This window comes from Stenotrophomonas sp. YJH_SMC_131 (assembly GCF_059367975.1).
On record NZ_JCAFRJ010000003.1, the window covers coordinates 458,878 to 478,399 of the forward strand.

Annotated in this window: 17 protein-coding genes and 2 rRNA genes; 5 read left to right on the forward strand and 14 right to left on the reverse strand. The window is 66.4% G+C overall.

Features of this window, described 5'->3' with window-relative positions:
- The first annotated feature begins 14 nt into the window (after positions 1-14).
- Positions 15-233, forward strand: coding sequence for a twin transmembrane helix small protein (locus tag AC5P56_RS09500; RefSeq protein WP_005412025.1), 219 nt, complete (start codon positions 15-17; stop codon positions 231-233).
- Between the two features lie 20 nt (positions 234-253).
- On the opposite strand, the gene AC5P56_RS09505 is transcribed toward AC5P56_RS09500, so the two are convergent.
- Genes AC5P56_RS09505 through AC5P56_RS09530 form a run of 6 tightly spaced genes read right to left on the reverse strand, consistent with a single transcriptional unit; the run spans position 254 to position 5,047 of the window.
- The gene (locus AC5P56_RS09505) at positions 254-1,129 is read right to left on the reverse strand and encodes a cytochrome c oxidase subunit 3 (protein WP_005407793.1); all 876 of its coding nucleotides are present in this window, start codon (positions 1,127-1,129) and stop codon (positions 254-256) included.
- 13 nt (positions 1,130-1,142) lie between these two features.
- Positions 1,143-1,733: a cytochrome c oxidase assembly protein gene (locus tag AC5P56_RS09510; protein ID WP_014645692.1), complete on the reverse strand. Its 591-nt coding sequence runs from the start codon at positions 1,731-1,733 to the stop codon at positions 1,143-1,145.
- The gene (locus AC5P56_RS09515) at positions 1,730-1,930 is read right to left on the reverse strand and encodes a hypothetical protein (RefSeq protein ID WP_032957755.1); all 201 of its coding nucleotides are present in this window, start codon (positions 1,928-1,930) and stop codon (positions 1,730-1,732) included. The genes AC5P56_RS09510 and AC5P56_RS09515 overlap by 4 nt, the downstream gene beginning before the upstream one ends.
- 8 nt (positions 1,931-1,938) lie before the next feature.
- Positions 1,939-3,546 carry a cytochrome c oxidase subunit I gene (gene ctaD, locus AC5P56_RS09520; RefSeq protein ID WP_004153896.1) on the reverse strand — a complete coding sequence of 536 codons (1,608 nt, stop codon included), beginning with the start codon at positions 3,544-3,546 and terminating at the stop codon, positions 1,939-1,941.
- A 59-nt stretch (positions 3,547-3,605) separates the two neighbouring features.
- A complete protein-coding gene (coxB, locus tag AC5P56_RS09525; RefSeq protein ID WP_046428202.1) occupies positions 3,606-4,559 on the reverse strand; it encodes a cytochrome c oxidase subunit II in 954 nt (317 codons plus the stop codon).
- An 11-nt stretch (positions 4,560-4,570) separates the two neighbouring features.
- On the reverse strand, positions 4,571-5,047 hold the full coding sequence (locus AC5P56_RS09530; protein WP_014645689.1) for a DUF2244 domain-containing protein: 477 nt from the start codon (positions 5,045-5,047) through the stop codon (positions 4,571-4,573).
- 274 nt (positions 5,048-5,321) lie between these two features.
- Between AC5P56_RS09530 and putA the strand changes: the two genes are divergently transcribed.
- Positions 5,322-8,540: a bifunctional proline dehydrogenase/L-glutamate gamma-semialdehyde dehydrogenase PutA gene (putA, locus tag AC5P56_RS09535; RefSeq protein WP_197606834.1), complete on the forward strand. Its 3,219-nt coding sequence runs from the start codon at positions 5,322-5,324 to the stop codon at positions 8,538-8,540.
- Between the two features lie 151 nt (positions 8,541-8,691).
- Here putA and AC5P56_RS09540 read toward each other — a convergent pair whose 3' ends face one another.
- The 3 genes from AC5P56_RS09540 to AC5P56_RS09550 form a co-directional block, all read right to left on the reverse strand.
- Complete coding sequence (locus AC5P56_RS09540; RefSeq protein ID WP_197575136.1) at positions 8,692-9,765, reverse strand: AAA family ATPase; 1,074 nt, start codon at positions 9,763-9,765, stop codon at positions 8,692-8,694.
- On the reverse strand, positions 9,752-10,351 hold the full coding sequence (gene pnuC / locus AC5P56_RS09545) for a nicotinamide riboside transporter PnuC (protein ID WP_014645686.1): 600 nt from the start codon (positions 10,349-10,351) through the stop codon (positions 9,752-9,754). The genes AC5P56_RS09540 and pnuC overlap by 14 nt, the downstream gene beginning before the upstream one ends.
- A 113-nt stretch (positions 10,352-10,464) precedes the next feature.
- Positions 10,465-11,892 carry an outer membrane protein transport protein gene (locus AC5P56_RS09550; protein ID WP_049419231.1) on the reverse strand — a complete coding sequence of 476 codons (1,428 nt, stop codon included), beginning with the start codon at positions 11,890-11,892 and terminating at the stop codon, positions 10,465-10,467.
- Positions 11,893-12,117: 225 nt separating this feature from the next.
- Between AC5P56_RS09550 and AC5P56_RS09555 the strand changes: the two genes are divergently transcribed.
- Positions 12,118-12,810: a rhomboid family intramembrane serine protease gene (locus AC5P56_RS09555; RefSeq protein WP_005414994.1), complete on the forward strand. Its 693-nt coding sequence runs from the start codon at positions 12,118-12,120 to the stop codon at positions 12,808-12,810.
- A gap of 117 nt (positions 12,811-12,927) precedes the next feature.
- On the opposite strand, the gene AC5P56_RS09560 is transcribed toward AC5P56_RS09555, so the two are convergent.
- The 3 genes from AC5P56_RS09560 to AC5P56_RS09570 all read right to left on the reverse strand — a co-directional run bounded on the left by AC5P56_RS09560 (position 12,928) and on the right by AC5P56_RS09570 (position 16,277).
- Complete coding sequence (locus AC5P56_RS09560) at positions 12,928-13,338, reverse strand: hypothetical protein (RefSeq protein ID WP_164077706.1); 411 nt, start codon at positions 13,336-13,338, stop codon at positions 12,928-12,930.
- A gap of 83 nt (positions 13,339-13,421) precedes the next feature.
- Positions 13,422-14,867, reverse strand: coding sequence for a S41 family peptidase (locus tag AC5P56_RS09565; protein ID WP_329768404.1), 1,446 nt, complete (start codon positions 14,865-14,867; stop codon positions 13,422-13,424).
- Positions 14,868-14,975: 108 nt separating this feature from the next.
- Positions 14,976-16,277, reverse strand: a complete 1,302-nt coding sequence (locus AC5P56_RS09570; protein WP_014645683.1) for a murein hydrolase activator EnvC family protein — start codon at positions 16,275-16,277, stop codon at positions 14,976-14,978.
- 95 nt (positions 16,278-16,372) lie between these two features.
- Here AC5P56_RS09570 and AC5P56_RS09575 point away from each other — a divergent pair, with 95 nt between their 5' ends.
- Positions 16,373-17,035: a DUF4097 family beta strand repeat-containing protein gene (locus tag AC5P56_RS09575; protein WP_014645682.1), complete on the forward strand. Its 663-nt coding sequence runs from the start codon at positions 16,373-16,375 to the stop codon at positions 17,033-17,035.
- 87 nt (positions 17,036-17,122) lie between these two features.
- Positions 17,123-18,832 carry a M28 family metallopeptidase gene (locus tag AC5P56_RS09580; protein ID WP_329768403.1) on the forward strand — a complete coding sequence of 570 codons (1,710 nt, stop codon included), beginning with the start codon at positions 17,123-17,125 and terminating at the stop codon, positions 18,830-18,832.
- 314 nt (positions 18,833-19,146) lie between these two features.
- Here AC5P56_RS09580 and rrf (AC5P56_RS09585) read toward each other — a convergent pair.
- Both rrf (AC5P56_RS09585) and rrf (AC5P56_RS09590) read right to left on the reverse strand, forming a co-directional pair.
- A 5S ribosomal RNA gene (gene rrf, locus AC5P56_RS09585) occupies positions 19,147-19,261 on the reverse strand.
- 133 nt (positions 19,262-19,394) lie between these two features.
- A 5S ribosomal RNA gene (gene rrf, locus AC5P56_RS09590) occupies positions 19,395-19,509 on the reverse strand.
- Positions 19,510-19,522 lie beyond the last annotated feature (13 nt).

Below are 19,522 nucleotides of genomic sequence, written 5' to 3' on the forward strand. Positions count from 1 at the left end.
CCCTCGAGCCGCGCATGAGTGATTCGCTGAAGACCCTGCTGGTAATCGCGTTTCTGATCGTCATCGTCTGGAATCTGGGCGCCGGCCTGTACTACCTGCTGGTCGACCGCGGCCAGACCAAGCGCACGGTCAATGCACTGACGCGCCGCATCGCGGTGTCGGTAGCGTTGATCCTGCTGGTGATCGTGAGCATCTACATGGGCTGGATCAAACCACACGGCATCGGCGGCTGAGACCACCGATGCGCGCCTGATCAAAGCACGTAGACGAACAGGAACAGCATCAGCCACACCACGTCGACGAAGTGCCAGTACCACGCGGCGGCTTCGAAACCGAAATGGTTGTCGCGGGTGAAGTGTCCCTTGGCCGAACGCAGCCACATCACGATCAGCATGATCGTGCCCAGCAGCACGTGCGCGCCGTGGAAGCCGGTCAGCATGAAGAACGTCGACCCGTAGATGCCGGAGCCGAGCGTCAGGTTCAGTTCCTTGTAGGCATGGATGTACTCCTCTGCCTGCAGGGTCAGGAAGCCCAGGCCGAGCACCACGGTCAGGCCCAGCCAGATCAGCAGCTGGCGGCGGTTGCCGGCCTTCAGTGCGTGGTGGGCGATGGTCAGGGTCACGCCGGAGGTCAACAGGATCAACGTATTGATCAGTGGCAGGCCCCAGGCCGGGATGGTCTGGAACGCGCCACCGATCGCCGCCGGGCCATTGGTCGGCCATCCGGCGGAATAGCCCTGCCAGAGCAGCTCGTTGGTCATGACCCCACGGCCTTCGCCACTGAGCCACGACAGGCCCAGGTTGCGGGTGTAGAACAGCGCGCCGAAGAACGCGCCGAAGAACATCACCTCGGAGAAGATGAACCAGATCATCCCCATCCGGAATGATCCGTCGACCTGGTGGTTGTAGTTGCCGGCCTGCGATTCGCGCACCACGTCGCTGAACCACCAGAACAGGGTCAGCACCAGCATCGCGATGCCGATGTAGAACGTCCAGCGTCCCCAGCTGGCATCGTTGAGCCAGCTGGCCACGCCCACCATGGTCACCATCATGGCGATGGAACCCACGAACGGCCATTTGCTCTGGGCCGGGACGAAGTACACGTTGGCGTCGGTCGGTGTCTGGGCCATGTCGGTATCCGGGTCAGGGTGCGGCGTGCGCGCCGTCCGAGGTGGCGGCCGGGGCCAGCCGATCGGACAGCGCGTCGTTGCGGTAGAAGGTGTAGGACAAGGTGATCGTCCTGATCTCCGGCGGCAGGTCCGGATCGACGATGAAGCGCACCGGCATGTCGCGCTTCTCGCCGGCCTGCAGCGTCTGCGCGGTGAAACAGAAGCACTCGGTCTTGCTGAAGAAGCCCGACGCACGCGCCGGTGCCACCGAAGGCACCGCGCTGCCGACCACGGCAGCTGCGCTGTCGTTGCGGGCGAAGTACAGCGCCTCGTTGAGCTCGCCGGGCACCACGTCCATGGTCAGCTGCTCAGGATGGAACGACCACGGCAGTCGCGAATTGACGCCGCCATCGAACTCCACCCGCACGGTGCGCTTGCCGGCCGCGGCACCTGCGCTGGCTTCGCCACCGGGACCGCGTTCCAGGCGCACGCCGAACACCTTCTCGCAGGCGATGCGGTACAGCGGCACCAGCGAGAACGTCAGCAGGAACACCGCCACCGCCACGCCGATCAGGCGCGGCAGCCCGGCACTGCGTGACGGTGTGCTGGCCGGTGCCTCGCTCATCGGCCGATCACCCCGCTGAGGATGAAGCCGACGTAGACCAGCACAGCGATGGCGCCGACCCACACCGCCGTGCGCTTCGCACGCTGGCGCTGCTGCTCGATGCTTCCGCCCTGGTAGAGCCGACCGCTGGTCGGCTGCTTCTCATCCGCCGAGCATGGCTCGGCTCTACAGGTCTGCAGCGGGCTCTCGTTATGCATGCCCCACCTCAATGCGTGATGTCGTCATGCGCCAGATCCCCCGGACGGATGGTCGGCGGGGTGGTGAAGGTGTGCGCCGGTGCCGGCGACGGCAGCGTCCATTCCAGGCCGCGTGCACCCTCCCAGGAACGCGCTTCGGCCTTCTCGCCGTTGCGCAGCGAGGACAGCAGGATCGCGGCCATCATGAACGGGGTGACGAACATGCCGAACGCACCGATCGAGCTGATCAGGTTCCAGTCGGCAAACGCCACGCTGTAATCGGGAATGCGGCGCGGCATGCCGGCCAGGCCGAGGAAGTGCTGCGGGAAGAACAGCAGGTTGACGAACACGATCGACCACCAGAAGTGCACCTTGGCCCACTTCTCGCTGTACATGCGCCCGGTCCACTTCGGCCACCAGTAGTACACCGCGGCGATCAGCGCGAACACCGCACCGGTCACCAGCACGTAGTGGAAGTGCGCGACCACGAAGTAGGTGTCGTGGTACTGGAAGTCGGCCGCCACGATGGCCAGCATCAGGCCGGAGAAGCCACCGATGGTGAACAGGATGACGAACGCCACCGACCACAGCATCGGTGCCTCGAACGTCAGCGAGCCACGCCACATGGTGCTGACCCAGTTGAACACCTTCACGCCGGTCGGGATCGAGATCAGCATGGTGGCGAACATGAAATAGATCTCGCCGCCCAGCGGCATGCCCACGGTGAACATGTGGTGGGCCCAGACGATGAACGACAGGAACGCGATCGCCGCGGTGGCGTATACCATCGCCTGGTAGCCGAACAGCGGCTTGCGGCTGAAGGTCGGGATGATCTCGCTGACCACGCCGAAGGCGGGCAGGATCATGATGTAGACCTCGGGGTGCCCGAAGAACCAGAAGATGTGCTGGTACATCACCGGGTCACCGCCACCGGCGGCGTTGAAGAAGCTGGTGCCGAAGAACTTGTCGGTCAGCAGCATGGTCACCGCACCGGCCAGCACCGGCATCACCGCGATCAGCAGGAACGCGGTGATCAGCCAGGCCCAGCAGAAGATCGGCATTTTCAGCAGGTCGATGCCCGGCGCACGCATGTTCAGCACGGTGGCGATGATGTTGATCGCACCCATGATCGAACTGATGCCGGCCACGTGGATAGCGAACACGCTGAAGGCCACGTTGTAGCCGCCCTGCAGCGACAGCGGCGGATACAGCGTCCAGCCACCAGCCGGCGCACCACCGGGCAGGAACAGGGTCAGCAGCAGCAGGCTGAAGGCCACCGGCAGCAACCAGAACGACCAGTTGTTCATGCGCGGCAGCGCCATGTCCGGCGCGCCGATCTGCAGCGGGATCATCCAGTTGGCGAGGCCGACGAAGGCCGGCATCACGCCACCGAAGATCATCACCAGCGCATGCACGGTGGTCATCTGGTTGAAGAACTCGGGCTTGACGAACTGCAGGCCGGGCTGTGCCAGCTCGGCGCGGATCACCACGCTCATCGCCGCACCGATGATGAACATGATGAAGCTGAAACCCAGGTACAGCGTGCCGATGTCCTTGTGGTTGGTCGAGAAGAACCAACGCTCGAAGAAACTCTGCTGGTGATGGTGATCGTCGTGCCCAACTGCCGAGTGCGCCATTGCAAAACACCTCTCAGAATCGGTTGTCACCACGGCCGCGGGCGGCCGCGGGCTTTACATCACGCGCCGCTGGCTGCAGTGGCAGGTGCGCTGGCCGCTTCTGCAGCAGCAGGCGCAGCCGGCGCCTCGCCCGCCGGTGCAGCCGGTTCGGCAGGTGCCGCAGGCGTGGCCGGCGCGGCAGCCGGCGCCGGCTTGCGCTGCGCCAGCCACTGTTTGAATTCCTCCTTGGACACCGCCTCGACCACGATCGGCATGAAGCCGTGGTCCTTTCCGCACAGCTCGGCGCACTGGCCGCGGTACACGCCAGGCTGCTCGATGCTGGTCCAGGCTTCGTTGATGAAGCCGGGAATGGCATCCTGCTTCCAGCCCAGCGCCGGCACCCACCAGGCGTGGATCACGTCGTCGGAGGTGATGACGAAGCGCACCTTGGTGTCGACCGGCAGCACCAGCCGGTTGTCGACATCCAGCAGGTAGTGCGGATGGCTTTCACGGGTCGGCACGATGCCACTTTGCCGCACGCGGTCGGACTCGCGGTCCAGTCGGCTGGTGAAGGTGACGTTCTCGCCGAGGTATTCGTACTTCCACATCCACTGGTAGCCGGTGACCTTGACCGTCATCTCGGCATCGCGGGTGTCGTACATCTTGATCAGGTTGGCCGTGGCCGGCCACGCCATCACGATCAGGATGATCACCGGGATCACCGTCCAGATGATCTCGGCCTTGGTGTTGTGGCTGAAGGTGGCGGCGACTGCCCCCTTGGATTTGCGGAACTTGAAGATGGCGTAGGCCATCGCGCCGAACACGATGACGCCGATCACCGTGCAGATGATCAACGAGAGATTGTTCGATTCCCAGGCCAGGCGCGAGGTCTGGGTCACCCCCTTGCCCATGTTCAGCTGCCACGGCTTGGGATCGGCCGCCTGGGCCCAGGCCAACGCCGGCATCAGTCCCCCGGCCACCATGGCGGTGACCACTGCAACGCACTTCGTGCCCCACCTGCTGCTTTGCTTCATTGCCTAGACCCTTAGCGTCGTCGGTTGCCGCCATCGCTGGCGGCGAGCAAGCTTTCAAGTGTCTCTGCGAGCGTCTGACGTTCGGCCGGCGCGAGGAAACTCCCCACCTCCACCTGCCGGCCGCTGGATGCCAGCCGGACCCTCTCATCGCCGGTGAGCAGGCGCACCCAGTGGGGGTGGGCCCGGAACACCGGCGATCCACCGGGTACGGGGATGACCTCCACGTACGCCGGCACTACCCGGATCTCCTCCTGCCGTTCACCGCTGCGCCACAAGGCACGCAGTGCCGCCGCCAGCACCAGGCTGTACAGCAGCGCGAACAGGGGGGCGAATGCATTGCCGGCCAACCACCCGAGGGCGGACACCAGCCACATCGCACCCGACAACACGGTGAACAACAGGACGAACTGCCGGGCATCGAGCGCCCGTGGGGGACGCAGCCGCAGCTGCGTACCTGACCCATCCGGAGCTGGAAGCACCTCGATCATGTCGCAACCGCGTTCCTGCCGCGGGAAACGTCTCGATGGTAGCCCCGCCCTCTCGCCGGTAGCAAGGGTGCATTCACACTTTTTCCCATGCTGCAACACAGCATGGGGTCGGCGGCGCGAATGCCGAATTCAGCACAAATATTGCCGGGCTTGCTGAACACGCTGAATACACCACCGTTAGGGGCTATCAGCCCTTCACGAAGGTGGCTGTGGGGCACTTCCGCAACCCGCAAAAATGATTAAAATCGCCAAGTTTTCCATTGGCCGGACCGGCATGAACGCACCTTCCTCCTCCCCTGCCGCCAGCGACGCCCAGCGTCCCGGCGTGCTGCTGTCGCCGGAACTGCCGGCGCCCCCCAACCCGTTCCGCCAGGCCATCACCGATGCCTGGTTGAAGGACGAGGCCAGCCACGTCCGCGAGCTGCTGGCGCAGGCCCGGCTGCCGGCCGACGAGCAGGCCAGGGTGCAGGCGCTGGCCGCCGACCTGGTCGGCCGCGTGCGCGTGCGTGCCAAGGACCAGGGCGCGATCGAAGCCTTCATGCGCCAGTACGACCTGGGCAGCGAAGAAGGCGTGCTGCTGATGTGCGTGGCCGAAGCGCTGCTGCGCATTCCGGACCAGGACACCGCCGACAAGCTGATCCGCGACAAGCTGGCCGATGCCGACTGGGAAAAGCACCTGGGCGGCAGCGACTCGGTGCTGGTCAACGCCTCCACCTGGGGCCTGATGCTGACCGGCAAGCTGGTACAGATGAATGACGCCACCCGCGCCGATGCGCCCAGCGCGTTCAAGCGCCTGGTCGGCCGCGTCGGTGAGCCGGTGGTGCGCCTGGCCGTGCGCCAGGCGATGAAGATCATGGGCCACCAGTTCGTCATGGGCCGCACCATCAGCGAGGCGCTGTCGCGCTCGCACAAGGGCGACAACGCGAACTACCGCTACTCCTTCGACATGCTGGGCGAAGGCGCGCTGACCATGAAGGACGCGCTGCGCTACCTGGAAGACTACCGTCGCGCGATCCACGCCATCGGCGGTGATCACAAGGCCCGCGGCGGCCGCCCGGATGGCGACGTCAACAACGCACCGGGCATCTCGATCAAGCTGTCGGCGCTGTACCCGCGCTACGAGCACGCCAAGCGCGAGCGCGTGCTGAAGGACCTGGTGCCGGGCGTGCTGGAGCTGGCGCAGCTGGCCAAGAGCTACGGCATCGGCTGCACCGTCGACGCCGAAGAGTCCGACCGCCTGGAACTGTCGCTGGACATCATCGAGCAGGTGTTCTCCGACGCCTCGCTGGCCGGCTGGGACGGCTTCGGCGTGGTCGTGCAGGCCTACCAGAAGCGCACGCCGTACACGATCGACCACCTGGCCGACATGGCGCGCCGCGCCGGTCGCCGCCTGCAGGTGCGCCTGGTCAAGGGCGCCTATTGGGATGCCGAGATCAAGCGCGCGCAGATCGAAGGCTATCCGGGCTACCCGGTGTTCACCCGCAAGCAGAACACCGACGTGTCCTACCTGGCATGCGCCAAGCGCCTGTTCACCCATGTCGACGCGATCTACCCGATGTTCGCCACGCACAACGCGCACACCATCGCTGCGGTGCGCAGCATCGCCAACGGTGGCGTGTACGAGCACCAGAAGCTGCACGGCATGGGCGATGACCTGTACGCCGAAGTGGTGCCGGCCGATCGCCTGGGCCTGCCCTGCCGCGTGTACGCCCCGGTCGGTTCGCATGAAGACCTGCTGCCGTACCTGGTGCGCCGCCTGCTGGAAAACGGCGCCAACTCCAGCTTCGTCAACCGCATCACCGATGAGCGCGTGCCGATCGCCGACCTGATCCGCGATCCGGTCGAGATGGTCGCCTCGTTCGCTTCGATTCCGCATCCCAAGATCCCGCTGCCGGTAGACCTGCTGCGCAGCCAGAACCACGACAGGAAGAACTCCATGGGCGCCAACCTCGCCAACGACAACGAACTGCGCGCCCTCGCCGAGCAGCTCAACGCGGCCGTGAAGCCGTGGCAGGCCGCCCCGCTGGTGCCGGGTGCGAACCCGGCCGGCGCCTCGCTGCCGGTGACCAATCCGGCCGACACCCGCGAAGTGGTCGGCCAGTGGCTGGCCGCCGATGCCGCCACCGTGCAGAAGGCGCTGGCGAATGCCGTAGCCGCGCAGCCGGCCTGGAACCGCACCCCGGCCGCCAGCCGCGCCGCCATCCTCGAGCACGCCGCCGACCAGCTGGAAGCGCGCATGCCGGAGTTCATGGCGCTGTGCGTGAAGGAAGCCGGCAAGAGCCTGCCCGACAGCATCGCCGAAGTGCGCGAAGCCGTGGACTTCCTGCGCTACTACGCCAAGCAGGCGCGCGAGCAGTTCAGCCACGCCGAGAAGCTGCCCAGCCCGACCGGTGAGTCCAACGAGCTGCAGCTGCACGGCCGCGGCGTGTTCGTCTGCATCAGCCCGTGGAACTTCCCGCTGGCGATCTTCCTGGGCCAGGTCGCCGCTGCACTGGCCGCCGGCAACAGCGTCATCGCCAAGCCGGCCGAACAGACCAACCTGATCGGCTACTACGCGGTGAAGCTGCTGCACGAAGCTGGCGTGCCGGCCGAGGTGGTGCAGTACCTGCCGGGCGACGGCGCCACCGTCGGTGCCGCACTGACCGCCGACCCGCGCGTGGCCGGCGTGGCCTTCACCGGCTCCACCGACACCGCACGTGCGATCAACCGCGCCATGGCCGCGCGTGACGCCGCCATCGGTGTGCTGATCGCCGAGACCGGCGGCCAGAATGCCTTCATCGCCGACTCCTCGGCGCTGCCGGAACAGCTGGTCAAGGACGCGATCGGTTCGGCCTTCACCTCCGCCGGCCAGCGTTGCTCGGCCGCGCGCGTGCTGTTCGTGCAGGACGACATCGCCGACAAGGTGATGACCATGCTGGCCGGCGCGATGAAGGAACTGAAGGTCGGCAACCCGGGCCTGCTGTCCACCGACGTCGGCCCGGTGATCGACGCCGACGCGCTGAAGATCCTGCAGGACCACGCCGAGCGCATGGACCGCGAAGCGCGCCTCATCGCGGCCGCCGAGCTGTCCGCCGAAGCGGCCAATGGCACCTTCTTCGCACCGCGCGCGTATGAACTGAAGGACCTGGGCCAGCTGCACAAGGAAATCTTCGGGCCGGTCCTGCACGTGATCCGCTGGAAGGGCGACCAGCTCGACGCGGTGATCGACCAGATCAATGCCACCGGCTACGGCCTGACCCTGGGCGTGCATTCGCGCATCGACGAGACCGTTGATCGCATCAGCAACGGCGTCCACGTCGGCAACGTCTACGTCAACCGCAACCAGATCGGCGCGGTGGTCGGCGTGCAGCCGTTCGGCGGCCAGGGCTTGTCCGGCACCGGCCCGAAGGCCGGCGGCCCGCACTACCTGCTGCGCTTCGCTACCGAAAAGACGGTGACGGTGAACACCACCGCCGCCGGCGGCAACGCCTCGCTGCTGACCCTGGGCGACTGATCGCCTGCTTGATGCAGTAAACAAAAAACCCCGCGAGCGCGGGGTTTTTTGTGCTTTGCTTCCTGTAGAGGCGGGCCCACGCTCGGCTTTCCTGGCTGTAGAGCCGAGCCCATGCTCGGCTTTTCTGGCGCAGCCGAGCGTGGGCTCGGCTCTACAGAGGCAAGGCGACACTGAACCGATTGTCCGCCCGCTTCGCCAGCTCGCCCTGCACGCGTGCGATGCGCGTCTCCAGATCGCCTTCCAGCAGCACATGCGCGACACCCTCTGCCTGCAGCTGCTCCAGGTACCACGCATGCTGCTGCGCCCGGAAAGCTTCGCCCACGCGCGTGCCATCCTGGTCAAACGGAATATCCGGCGCGCACAGGAACAGCAGGTCGTAGCGTCGTCGTGCCGCTTGCCGCAGCGGCTGCGGCGCCGTGCCAAACATCCAGCCGCTGTAGCCCAGCGTCACCAGCGGCGTGGTATCGCAGAACAGCCAGCGATGCGCACGCCGCACAGCTTCGTCTTCGTGCTGTGGCTGTGTCATTGCGATGCGCAGCAGATCGCCCGGCGTCAGCTCTCCGCCTCGCTGCTCCCACACCGTGCGGCCATACTCCGGCACCCAGACAGTCTGCAGACGCTCGGCCAGCACGCGGGCCAGCGTGGTCTTGCCGCTGGACTCGCCACCGATGAAGGCCACGCGCTGTACATGGTCGGCATACACCTGCGGTGCGAGCCCATGGCGATGCGCATGCGGATCGCTGCGCAGCTCGGTGCCGCAGGCCTGCCCGACGTCCAATGCGCGTTCGAGCCGCTCATGGCGTACCGGCGCACCGAAGTGCGTGGCCAGCGCCTGCGCGAAGCCGTCACCGTAGTCCTCACCGGTGTACACCGCCTGCACCGGCCCACCGAACAGGTTCAGGCACAGCCAGGCGGTAAAGTCACGTTGCACCTGTTCGTCATCACTGTCCTGCGGCAGCGCTCGCACCGGCAAGCCATGCTGCGTGCACAATGCGGCCAGTCGCGCGTCGTCAAGCACCGCTACCGTGGCCTGCGGGAAACGCGCACGCAGCCAGCGCTCGCGGCGCGCAGCGCTGTAGCCGGCAAAGCCCGGCTGCGACCAGCCGATCACCAGCAGCTGCTGGCAGCGCGTGGCGGCGAAGTCGATCAGTCGTTCATGGCCGCGATGCAGCGGGCAGAACTTGCCCACCACCAGGCCGCGTGCAACGCGCTCAGGCAGCGGCATCGGCCGCCCTGGCCTCGTCCCGCATCAGGTGCCGCCAATGGCGCAAGGCGACCAGCGCGTTGATCCAGAAGCCCACATACAGGATCGAGGTCAGGTGCAGGCCACGGCTGTAGTAGAGCGGCACCGCAACGGTGTTCACCAGCAGCCATACCCACCACGATTCCAGCTTGCGTCGCATCATCAGGATCTGCGCGATCACACTCAACACCAGCACCGCCGAATCGATGTACGGCGCATAGGCATTGGTCAGGCGGGTCAGCATCCAGCCGTAGCCGAACGTGGCCACTACCGCCAGCGGCGCCAGCCAGGCCCAGGCGCGCGGCCGCAATGAAGTGATCGGCAACGGCGCGCCATGGTCACCACGCAGCCACTGCCACCAGCCCAGCACGCTGATGGCGATGAAGAAGAACTGCAGCACCATGTCCGCATACAGATGCGATCGTTCGAACACGGCAGCAAACAAGGCGCAGCCGACGATGCCCAGCCACCAGGTGTGCACGTTGTTGCGGCCGGCCAGCAGGATCGAGCCGGCGACGGCAATGTTGGCAGCCAGCTCCAGCTGGAAGTTCGGATCGGACAGGTTCATGTCGCTATTGTCGTGGATCCGTGCGCTGCGTGGACGCCCCGGCCCGTCCCTACAAAAAGAAAGGCCCCGCTTGCGCGGGGCCTCCTTCGTACTGCTCCAGGCAATCGCCCGAATCAGAACTTGTACTGCATCGACGCCGCCAGCACGTCGCCGCTGACCTTGTACTTGCCGGTCACGGTGTTGCCGGTGGCCGAGGTCGAGGTGATGTTCGGATCCTTGGTGAACAGGTGGGTGTAGCCCACGCTGTATTCCATCTTGTCCGAAGCGGCGTAGGTCATGCCCAGCGACAGCCACTTGCGGGTGGTGTCCGGCACGCGCACGTCGCGGTGGGCATCGGTGGTCGGGGTCTGGTCATAGGCCAGGCCGCCGCGCAGGGTCAGCTTGTCGTTCACGCGGAAATCGGTACCGATCGACGCGAAGGTGGTGTCACGGTAGTGGAACGGCAGCACGCTGTCCGGCTGGTTGGAGTCGTAATCGACGACGACCTGGTCGAACTTGCTCCACGCGGTGCGCGTGACTTCAGCCATGATCTGCCACTGGTCGTTCACACGGTGGGTGAAGCCCACGGTGGCGCTGGCCGGCAGGGTGATGGTCGCGCGACCGTTGCTGTCGATGAAGGTACCCGGGGCAGCAGTGGCCAGGAAGGCCGCCGCATTCTGCGGGATGGTGAAATCGGCCTTGCCGTCGGTGATCTTGTGCTCGACCTTCGAGCGGTAGCTGAACGCGATGTTGGTGCCTTCCACCGGGGTGACCGTCATGCCCAGGGTGTAGCCGACCGACACTTCATCGCCCTTGATGCGCAGGTAGCCATCGGCGGTGCCCGGCGAGAAGCCGAGCTGGGCGGCCTGGCGTGCAGCGGCCTGCGAGGCCGCCGCAGCCTGGGCTGCGGTGCCGCCGGCAGCCAACACACGCGCCGCAGCGGTGCGCTGGGCAGTGGCGTTGATCGCGGTGCCGGTGTCGACAGCACTGGTCAGGTCGACGTTCAGGCGCTCGGCGAACACCGACGCACCGAACGACAGGTACGGGTTGACGTCATAGGAGAACGCCACGCCCAGGTCGATGGCCTGCAGCTCGGTCTTGACGCCGTTGTAGCGGCCGACCCAGTCGCGGTCGTATTCGGTCTTGAAGCCGAACGGCACGGTCAGCGAAGCACCGAAGTGCATGTTGTCGTTCTCGCCGAACGGCACGTGGAAGTACGCGGCCGGAACCGGGGCGATCATGCCGGCGTCGCCGCCGTTGCCACCGGAAATCGGCGCGCCGTTGGCGTACTTGCCCTGGCCGCGGAACTTGGCGCCGAAGCTGATGGCGCTGACGTCGCCCTGGACCAGGGTGCCGTCGAGCAGGCGCATGGACGCCGGGTTGGTAGCGATGACCGAGGCGTCACCTTCGGTCGAGGTGGAGCCGGCGAACGCGCGGCCCAGGCCCTTGGCGCTGTTTTCCTTCAGCTGGAAGGCGGCAGCATTGGCATCGGCGGCGGCCAGCGCACCGGCAACGCCGACGGCCAGCAGGGTCAGTCGGGCAATGGTGGAAGCGGTTTGCATCGTAGTTCTCTCTCCGGTAAGCGGTGATGGTGCTCTGAGTGCGCCTGCGCCCGCCGGGTCCTGGGACCCATCGGAGCGCGCCGGATTCCCCTCCCGACATACGACGCCGTATGCGAGTATTACCCAGAGCTGTTAATGAAACAATAACAGCGCAGGCGGTTTTTTCGTCTCAAAAGCTGAACAGGACCGTCCCCACCGAACGTGGCCGCACGCTAGGCTATTGGCATGTTCGTCTCCCTCCCGTCGCGCAAGAAGGCGGCCCTGCGTTGGGCCACGCCCGTGCTGTTCGCGTCATTGTGGCTGGCATTCCTGTGGTCGATCTCGCGCCCGGACGATGCCCGCGGCAGTCTCTGGCTGGACTGGGGCGCCCTGTCCACCGGCCTGACCCGTCCGCTGGACTGGTGGGCGACCCTGCAGGACGGCAGCGTGCTGCGCCTGTTCACTGCGCTGTTCCTGCACGCCGACTGGTCGCACCTGCTGGGCAACCTGGTGTTCCTGCTGATCTTCGGCCTCCCCGCCGAGCGGGTGCTGGGGCCGTGGCGGTTGCTGCTGCTGTTCCTTGTGGGCGGCGCGGTGTCCAACCTGGTGGCGATCTACACCATGGGCAGCCCGGACCAGATCATCATCGGCGCCAGCGGCGCGGTGTCGGCGCTGATCGGCGCCTATCTGGCCCTGTTCCCCGGTGCCCGGCTGGGCGTGGTGATCCCGCTGGGCCTGTTCCTGGAGTTCGTGCGCGCCCCGGCCTACCTGCTGATCGGCGTCTGGGCCGCGCTGCAGGTGGTGTTCGCCCATATCGGCCCCAGCTTCGGCATGGTGGCCTGGTGGGCGCACATCGGCGGCTTCGTGTTCGGCGTGGTGTATGGCGTGTACGTGCGCGCCGCGATCGCGCGCCGCCTGCGTAAGCGGCACGGATTCTGACCCCTGGTAGTGCCGGCCGCTGGCCGGCTCCACGCTCACCCGCTCGTTCGTTGCGTCGAGCGTGCCCGACTCCGTCATTGATATGGGTCTATTCCGTCCGCGATGACACCGAAAGGGTCACTCGCGACTGATCACCAGGGTGTTGTGGTGGGTGTCGAACAGCAGCGCAGAGCCGCCATCCAGCACCACGAAATACTCGAAGAACGGCAACTCGCCAAGCAACGGAATCAGTTCACTTGCCTGTAGAGTCCAGATCGGCCACGGCAATGCGCACTCATCTGACGCTACCAGAAGCATTTCACCGTTCACTCCCGCCAGCAGTTCAGCCAGGCAGGAAAGGCCTTCATCGCTACTGTCGTATTGGATCGTCTGATCAGCCGACGCCTTGCTTGCCCACCAATAGACAAAGCGCGGATCGATTCCATGGCGGCAGGCCAGGGATTCCAACAGGGCGGCGGCCCGGTTAGGTGGCAGCGGATCACGACCAAGCAGTTGGCTGATCGTAGTCGCTAGGTTCGAATCGTCCATGGGCCGATTCTATCGGGCGACGCCCCGGCCGCGTCGCCTTCCGGATGAGCAGGCTGTTCGCCGGGCACAGTCCGGCGCTACCGTCAGGGCTTGGCCGGGGCCGGTGCGGGCTTTGCTTCGGGCTTGCCCCCTGCCTTCGATTCGACCTTCGGATCCGTCTTTGCTTCCGGCTTCACCGCAGCGGCCTTCGCGGCCTTGGCGGCCTCGGCCTTCAACCGTGCGGCCACCGAGCCTGGGTTCTTCAGCTCGGCCAGCGCGTCGTTGATCGGGCCATCGCCCGGCAGCACCGCACCGGCGTGGTAGCCCTCCGTGCCTTCGTCATCGCCGCGCAGATGGCCCGGCAGGGTCGCTTCGCTGTAGTCGCTCAGGCTGGCTGGCAGTGCATCCTCGGCCGGCGTGGCGGCGGGCTTCAGTTCGACGTCCGGCACGATGCCGGTGGCCTGGATCGACTTGCCGCTGGGCGTGTAATAGCGCGCGGTGGTCAGCTTCACCGAATCACCGTTGTCCAGCGGCAGCACGGTCTGCACCGAGCCCTTGCCGAAGGTACGGCTGCCGACCACGCGCGCCCGCTTGTTGTCGCGCAGCGCGCCGGCCAGGACTTCCGATGCACTGGCCGAACCGGCATCGGCCAGCACGACCACCGGTGCGCCCTTCAGCAGGTCGCCCGGGGTCGCGTCGAATCGTGCATCGCTGATGCTGATGCGGCCACGGGTGCTGACGATGTTGCCCTTGTCGAGCAGATCATCGGCCACCTGCACGGCAGCGGTCAGCAGGCCACCCGGGTTGCTGCGCAGGTCCAGCACCAGGCCCTTGAGCTGGCCACCGGACCGCTTCTGCAGCTGCTGCACGTGCTTCTGGAAGTCCGAACCGGTATCGGCCTGGAAGGTGCTCAGGCGGATGTAGCCATAGCCGGGTTCCAGCAGGCGGCTGCGCACGCTGGTCACGCGGATGGTCTGGCGGGTGAGGCTCACGTCGAACGGCTTGGGCTTGCCTTCGCGCACGATGGTCAGCACCACCTTGCTGCCGGCCGGGCCGCGCAGCGGCTCGCTGGCATCGATCGCACTGATCGGCTTGCCGTCGATGGCGATGATCAGGTCACCAGCGAGGATGCCGGCCTTGGCCGCCGGGGTGTCGTCGATCGGCGCGATCACCTTCATGCTGGCGTTGTCCGGCTGCTGCTGCAGCTCCACGCCGATGCCCTCGTAGGCACCATTGGCCTGCTCGTCGAAGGCCTGCGCGTCTTCCTTGTTGAAGTAGGTGCTGTGCGGATCGAGGTCGAGCAGCAGGCCACGCACGGCCGACTGCATCAGCTTCTTGTCATCGACCGGATCGACATAGGCGGCGCGCACCGCGTTGTACACGGCCACGAAACGGCGGATGTCCTCCAGCGGCACCTTCGAGGTCACCGCCTCCTCGCTGTTCGCTGCCTGCCCGCTGGTTTCCTGGCTCGGGGCGGGCGCGGTCTGCTGCGCCCAGGACAGCGCTGGCAACAGGGCCAGCAAGAGGGTGGCGGTACGGGCTGCGCGCATGGATCACTCCTGTCGACGTTGGCATCGTGCCCAAGGCACATGCACCGATTATGCGCGAAGCACAGCTAAATTCCCGTTGAATCCAACCCGCATCCGGCAGGCCTGGATTCAGCGCCGCTGCAGCCAGCTGTCCGGGTTGACCGGCTGCCCGCCACGGCGCAGCTCAAAGTACAGCGCGGTGACGCCCTGGCCACCGGAATTGCCGACCTTGGCCACCGCATCACCGCGGCTGACCCGTGCGCCGGCATCCTTCAGCAGGGTGTCGTTGTGGGCATACAGGCTCATGTAGCCATTGCCGTGGTCGACGATCAGGATCATGCCGTAGCCGGTCATCCAGTCGGAGAACACCACGGTGCCGTCGGCCACGGCCGTGACGGTGCTGCCGGCCGGCGCGCCGATCAGCACGCCGCTGCTGGTACGGCCATCGGGCAGCTTGCCGCCATAGCGGGCCAGCAGGTTGCCGGACAACGGCCAACCCAGGCCGCCGACCTTCGGTGCCGGTGCCGACGCCACCGCAGGTGGAACCTTGGTTGCCGGCGGCGGTGGCCGGCCCTGTGCGGCCGCCTGGCGTGCGGCCCGCTCGGCAGCGGCCTTTTCGGCAGCAGCTCGACGTGCCGCCGCGCGACGCTCGGCTTCGGCCCGGGCGGCAGCGGCACGCAGATTGGCCAGCAGCGTTTCCAGCGCCTTGGCATCCTGGCCCAGTGCCTGTTCCTTCTCGCGCCGGTCCTTGAAGCGTTCGTCGAGCGAGGCCACGGTCTGCGCGCGGTCACGGCGGTCGGCCGCCAGCGCCGCTGCCTGCTGCTTCTGGTCCTGCTGCGCCCCCTGCAGCTTCTGCTTGCGCTCGGCGATCTGCGCCTGCAGCGCTTCCAGTTCCTTCAGGTCGGCGGTGAGCGTGGTGATGCGCTGCGCTCGTTCGCGCTGCAGGTAACGATGGTAGGCCAGGGCGCGATTGGCATCGGCCACCGTGTCCTGCGACAGCAGCAGCTTCAGCGGTGCGTGATTGCCAAGCTGATACGCCGCGCGCAGCAGGCCGGCCAGTTCGCGGTGCTGCTGGGCCAGGTTGGTTTGCAGGCTGCTGCGGCGCTGCTCGGCCTGGGCCAGGGCCTGGGCCTGCTCACGCAGCGCCGCTTCGGTCTGCGCAAGCGCGCGGCCGGTGCGTGCCACCTTCTCGTCGGCCTCGCGCAGCTGTTGCGATGCCTGGCCACGCTGCCCTTCGATCTGCCGTCGCTCCTGCGCCACGCCCTTCAGCTCGGTACGCAGCTTCTGCAGCTTGCGCTCGGTCTCGCGGGTGGTCTGCGCAGCACCCGGCAGGGGCAGGGCCAGCGCCACAGCCAGCCCCAGCAGCAGCCAGCGCCCGCCGCGTACGGCGGCGATGTGATGTCGGCGTGATGGGAAGGCGTTGTCGCGCAAGGGCTTTCCAGTGACTTCAGGCAGTTGCGGGGGGTACCGGGGAATGGTGACATCTCCGCACGCGGCCTGCCAGCCGCACATCCATCGAGGTTCCCATGAAAACTCTATCCATTCCGCTGCTGTTGGGCGTACTGCTGGTCACCGGGCCGGTCTGCGCCCAGGAGAACATCAGCAAGGTCAACGGCAGCATCAGCGCCGAACCCGGCCAACGCTACGGCAAGCTGGACACCGTCAACGGCGGCATCCGCGTCGGCGAAGGCGTCGAGACCGGAAGCATCGACACCGTCAACGGCGGGGTGAAGGTTGCCGACCGCGCACGCACCGGCAAGATCGAGACCGTCAACGGCGGTGTCCGCCTGGGTCGTGAAGTGATCGCCAGCGGTGGCGTCAGCACCGTCAACGGCAGCATCTTCACTGATCGCGGCAGCCAGATCGAAGGCGGCGTCGAGACCGTGAACGGCGGCATCGGCCTGGTCGAGAGCCGCGTCGGCAAAGACGTCGAGACCGTCAACGGTGACATCACCGTCGGCATCGGTTCGCAGGTCAACGGCGGCGTGCATGTGCGCAAGCCGAACTTCAGTGTCTCGCTCACCGCCAGCCGCAAGCCGCGCGTGATCATCGGCCCCAACGCGGTCGTCAGTGGGCCGCTGCAGTTCGAGCGCGAGGTGGTGCTGTACGTGCATCGCACCGCACGCATCGGCCCGGTCACCGGGGCCGAGCCGATCCCGTTCGATACCGAAACCGCGCCGGCCGACTGAACCCCGTCGCACCCGCCGCTTCGGTGATACTCGCGTTTACCGGTCGCGCGTGAGGTGCGACCGCCCTTTGTTCTCCAGGAATCGACGATGCCCCGCAAACTCCTCCTGTGCCTGGCCGCCGCGGCCGCGCTCAGTGCCTGCAAAGGCGAATCCACGCCGGCTGCCACGCCGTCCACCGATACCGCTGCCGCGAAGCCGGCCGCCCATCAGTTCTCACAGGAGATCAACGCCGGCGACTTCGCCGAGATGGTCAAGACCCTGGCTTCGGATGAGTTCGAAGGCCGCGCCCCGGGCAGCAAGGGCGAAGAACTGACGGTCAACTACATCCGCGACCAGATGCAGCGCATCGGCCTGCAGCCCGGCAACGGCGACAGCTGGTTCCAGGATGTGCCGATGACCGAGACCACGGCCGACGAATCGACCGTGCTGAAGATCACCCAGGGCGGCAAGACCACCGAACTGAAGTTCGGCACCGACATGGTGGTCGGCACCCGTACCGGCCAGGCCGAAGTGAAGGTCGATGCCAGCGACCTGGTGTTCGTCGGCTATGGCGTCGATGCGCCGGAGCAGAAGTGGAACGACTACGCCGGTCAGGACTGGAAGGGCAAGACGGTCGTGATGTTCGTCAACGACCCGGGCTTCCACGTCGACGACGCGAAGCTGTTCGACGGCAAGCGCATGACCTACTACGGCCGCTGGACCTACAAGTTCGAGGAGGCCGCCCGCAAGGGCGCCGCCGCCGCGCTGATCGTGCACGACACCGCCGGCGCGTCCTACGGCTGGGACGTGGTGAAGAATTCCTGGGCTGGCCCGCAGTACGACCTGCCCGCCAAGGATGACCCGGAAGCGCGTATCCCGGTACAGGGCTGGCTGAGCGCCGACGCGGCCAAGGCACTGTTCGCCGGTGCCGGCCTGGACCTTGCCCAGGCCTACAAGGACGCCAGCAAGCGCGGTTTCAAGCCAGTGCCGCTGAAGGCCACCGCTGCGGTCGACCTGAAGAGCCAGATCGCACAGAAGCAGTCGCGCAACGTGGTCGGCGTGCTGCCGGGCAGCAAGCGCGCTGACGAGGCCGTCCTGTACATGGCGCACTGGGACCACCTGGGCAAGCATGAGGGTGAGACCGGCGACAACATCTACAACGGCGCGGTCGACAACGCCACCGGCGTGGCTGGCATTCTCGAAGTGGCCGAAGCCATGGCCCACCAGGAGCCGAAGCCGGAGCGTTCGGTGGTGTTCCTGGCGGTGACCCTGGAAGAGTCCGGCCTGCTGGGTTCCAAGTACTACGTCGCCCACCCGACCTTCCCGCTGGACAAGATCGCCGGTGTGATCAACATCGATGCGATGTCGGTGGCCGGCCGTGCCAAGGACGTGACCGTCACCGGCTTCGGCAGCTCGGAGCTGGAGGACATCCTCAAGCCGCTGGCCGCCGCCCAGGACCGCACCCTGCACGGTGAGACCTCGGTACAGAGCGGCTTCTACTTCCGCTCCGATCACTTCAACTTCGCAAAAGCGGGTGTGCCGGCCCTGTACGCCGATGGCGGCGAAGACCTGCGCGAGGGTGGCGTGGAAGCGGGCCGCAAGGCCGCGGCGGACTACGGCGCCAACCGTTACCACGGCCCGAAGGACGAGTTCGACGCCGCCACCTGGAAGCTGGACGGCACCGTCGAAGACCTGCAGCTGATGTACGGCGTGGGCAAGGAACTGGCCGGTGGCGATCGTTGGCCGAACTGGTATGCAGGCAATCCGTTCAAGGCAGCCCGCGACGCGATGATGAAGGACAAGGTCCCGGCCAAGTAAAGTCGGGCCATGCTCGACTGAGCACTGTTGAGAGCAGAGCGGCGCCCCACGGGGCGCCGCTTTTCTTTTGCGTACCGTCGGCGGCTCATCCACGGTTGGTGTGGATCTGCCGGTAGTGCCGGCCGCTGGCCGGCAATCGATTGGTAGCGGCCAACCCTGGTTGGCGCCATGCTCCTCGCGGAGCACTTACGCATGGCGTGGATCTACCGGGCTATGCAACGCCATCGGGTTGCCGGCCAGCGGCCGGCACTACCTGCACTTTCTGCGCACAAAGAAAAACCCCGCTGCATGAGCAGCGGGGTTTTGGGTGTAAACCCTGGCGATGACCTACTCTCGCATGGCTTGAGCCACACTACCATCGGCGCAGCTGCATTTCACTTCCGAGTTCGGGATGGGATCGGGTGGTTCCACAGCGCTAATTTCACCAGGGAGACGGTTGCAGCAGCGCTTGCAGCGCCAGCTTCGCGATCTTGCCCTTGGGGCGGAAGGGACCCGCAAAATGCAGTGCCTTCACTTAATAAGAAAAACCCCGCTGCGTGAGCAGCGGGGTTTTGGGTGTAAACCCTGGCGATGACCTACTCTCGCATGGCTTGAGCCACACTACCATCGGCGCAGCTGCGTTTCACTTCCGAGTTCGGGATGGGATCGGGTGGTTCCACAGCGCTAATTTCACCAGGGAGGCTTTTGGAG

Coding starts and splice junctions, on each gene's coding strand:
- putA (WP_197606834.1), top strand. CDS start 5,322: ATGAACGCACCTTCCTCCTCCCCTGCCGCCAGCGACGCCCAGCGTCCC.
- AC5P56_RS09560 (WP_164077706.1), bottom strand. CDS start 13,338: ATGGACGATTCGAACCTAGCGACTACGATCAGCCAACTGCTTGGTCGT.
- ctaD (WP_004153896.1), bottom strand. CDS start 3,546: ATGGCGCACTCGGCAGTTGGGCACGACGATCACCATCACCAGCAGAGT.
- coxB (WP_046428202.1), bottom strand. CDS start 4,559: ATGAAGCAAAGCAGCAGGTGGGGCACGAAGTGCGTTGCAGTGGTCACC.
- AC5P56_RS09515 (WP_032957755.1), bottom strand. CDS start 1,930: ATGCATAACGAGAGCCCGCTGCAGACCTGTAGAGCCGAGCCATGCTCG.
- AC5P56_RS09565 (WP_329768404.1), bottom strand. CDS start 14,867: ATGCGCGCAGCCCGTACCGCCACCCTCTTGCTGGCCCTGTTGCCAGCG.
- AC5P56_RS09505 (WP_005407793.1), bottom strand. CDS start 1,129: ATGGCCCAGACACCGACCGACGCCAACGTGTACTTCGTCCCGGCCCAG.
- AC5P56_RS09530 (WP_014645689.1), bottom strand. CDS start 5,047: ATGATCGAGGTGCTTCCAGCTCCGGATGGGTCAGGTACGCAGCTGCGG.
- AC5P56_RS09540 (WP_197575136.1), bottom strand. CDS start 9,765: ATGCCGCTGCCTGAGCGCGTTGCACGCGGCCTGGTGGTGGGCAAGTTC.
- AC5P56_RS09510 (WP_014645692.1), bottom strand. CDS start 1,733: ATGAGCGAGGCACCGGCCAGCACACCGTCACGCAGTGCCGGGCTGCCG.
- AC5P56_RS09555 (WP_005414994.1), top strand. CDS start 12,118: ATGTTCGTCTCCCTCCCGTCGCGCAAGAAGGCGGCCCTGCGTTGGGCC.
- AC5P56_RS09580 (WP_329768403.1), top strand. CDS start 17,123: ATGCCCCGCAAACTCCTCCTGTGCCTGGCCGCCGCGGCCGCGCTCAGT.
- AC5P56_RS09550 (WP_049419231.1), bottom strand. CDS start 11,892: ATGCAAACCGCTTCCACCATTGCCCGACTGACCCTGCTGGCCGTCGGC.
- AC5P56_RS09500 (WP_005412025.1), top strand. CDS start 15: ATGAGTGATTCGCTGAAGACCCTGCTGGTAATCGCGTTTCTGATCGTC.
- pnuC (WP_014645686.1), bottom strand. CDS start 10,351: ATGAACCTGTCCGATCCGAACTTCCAGCTGGAGCTGGCTGCCAACATT.
- AC5P56_RS09575 (WP_014645682.1), top strand. CDS start 16,373: ATGAAAACTCTATCCATTCCGCTGCTGTTGGGCGTACTGCTGGTCACC.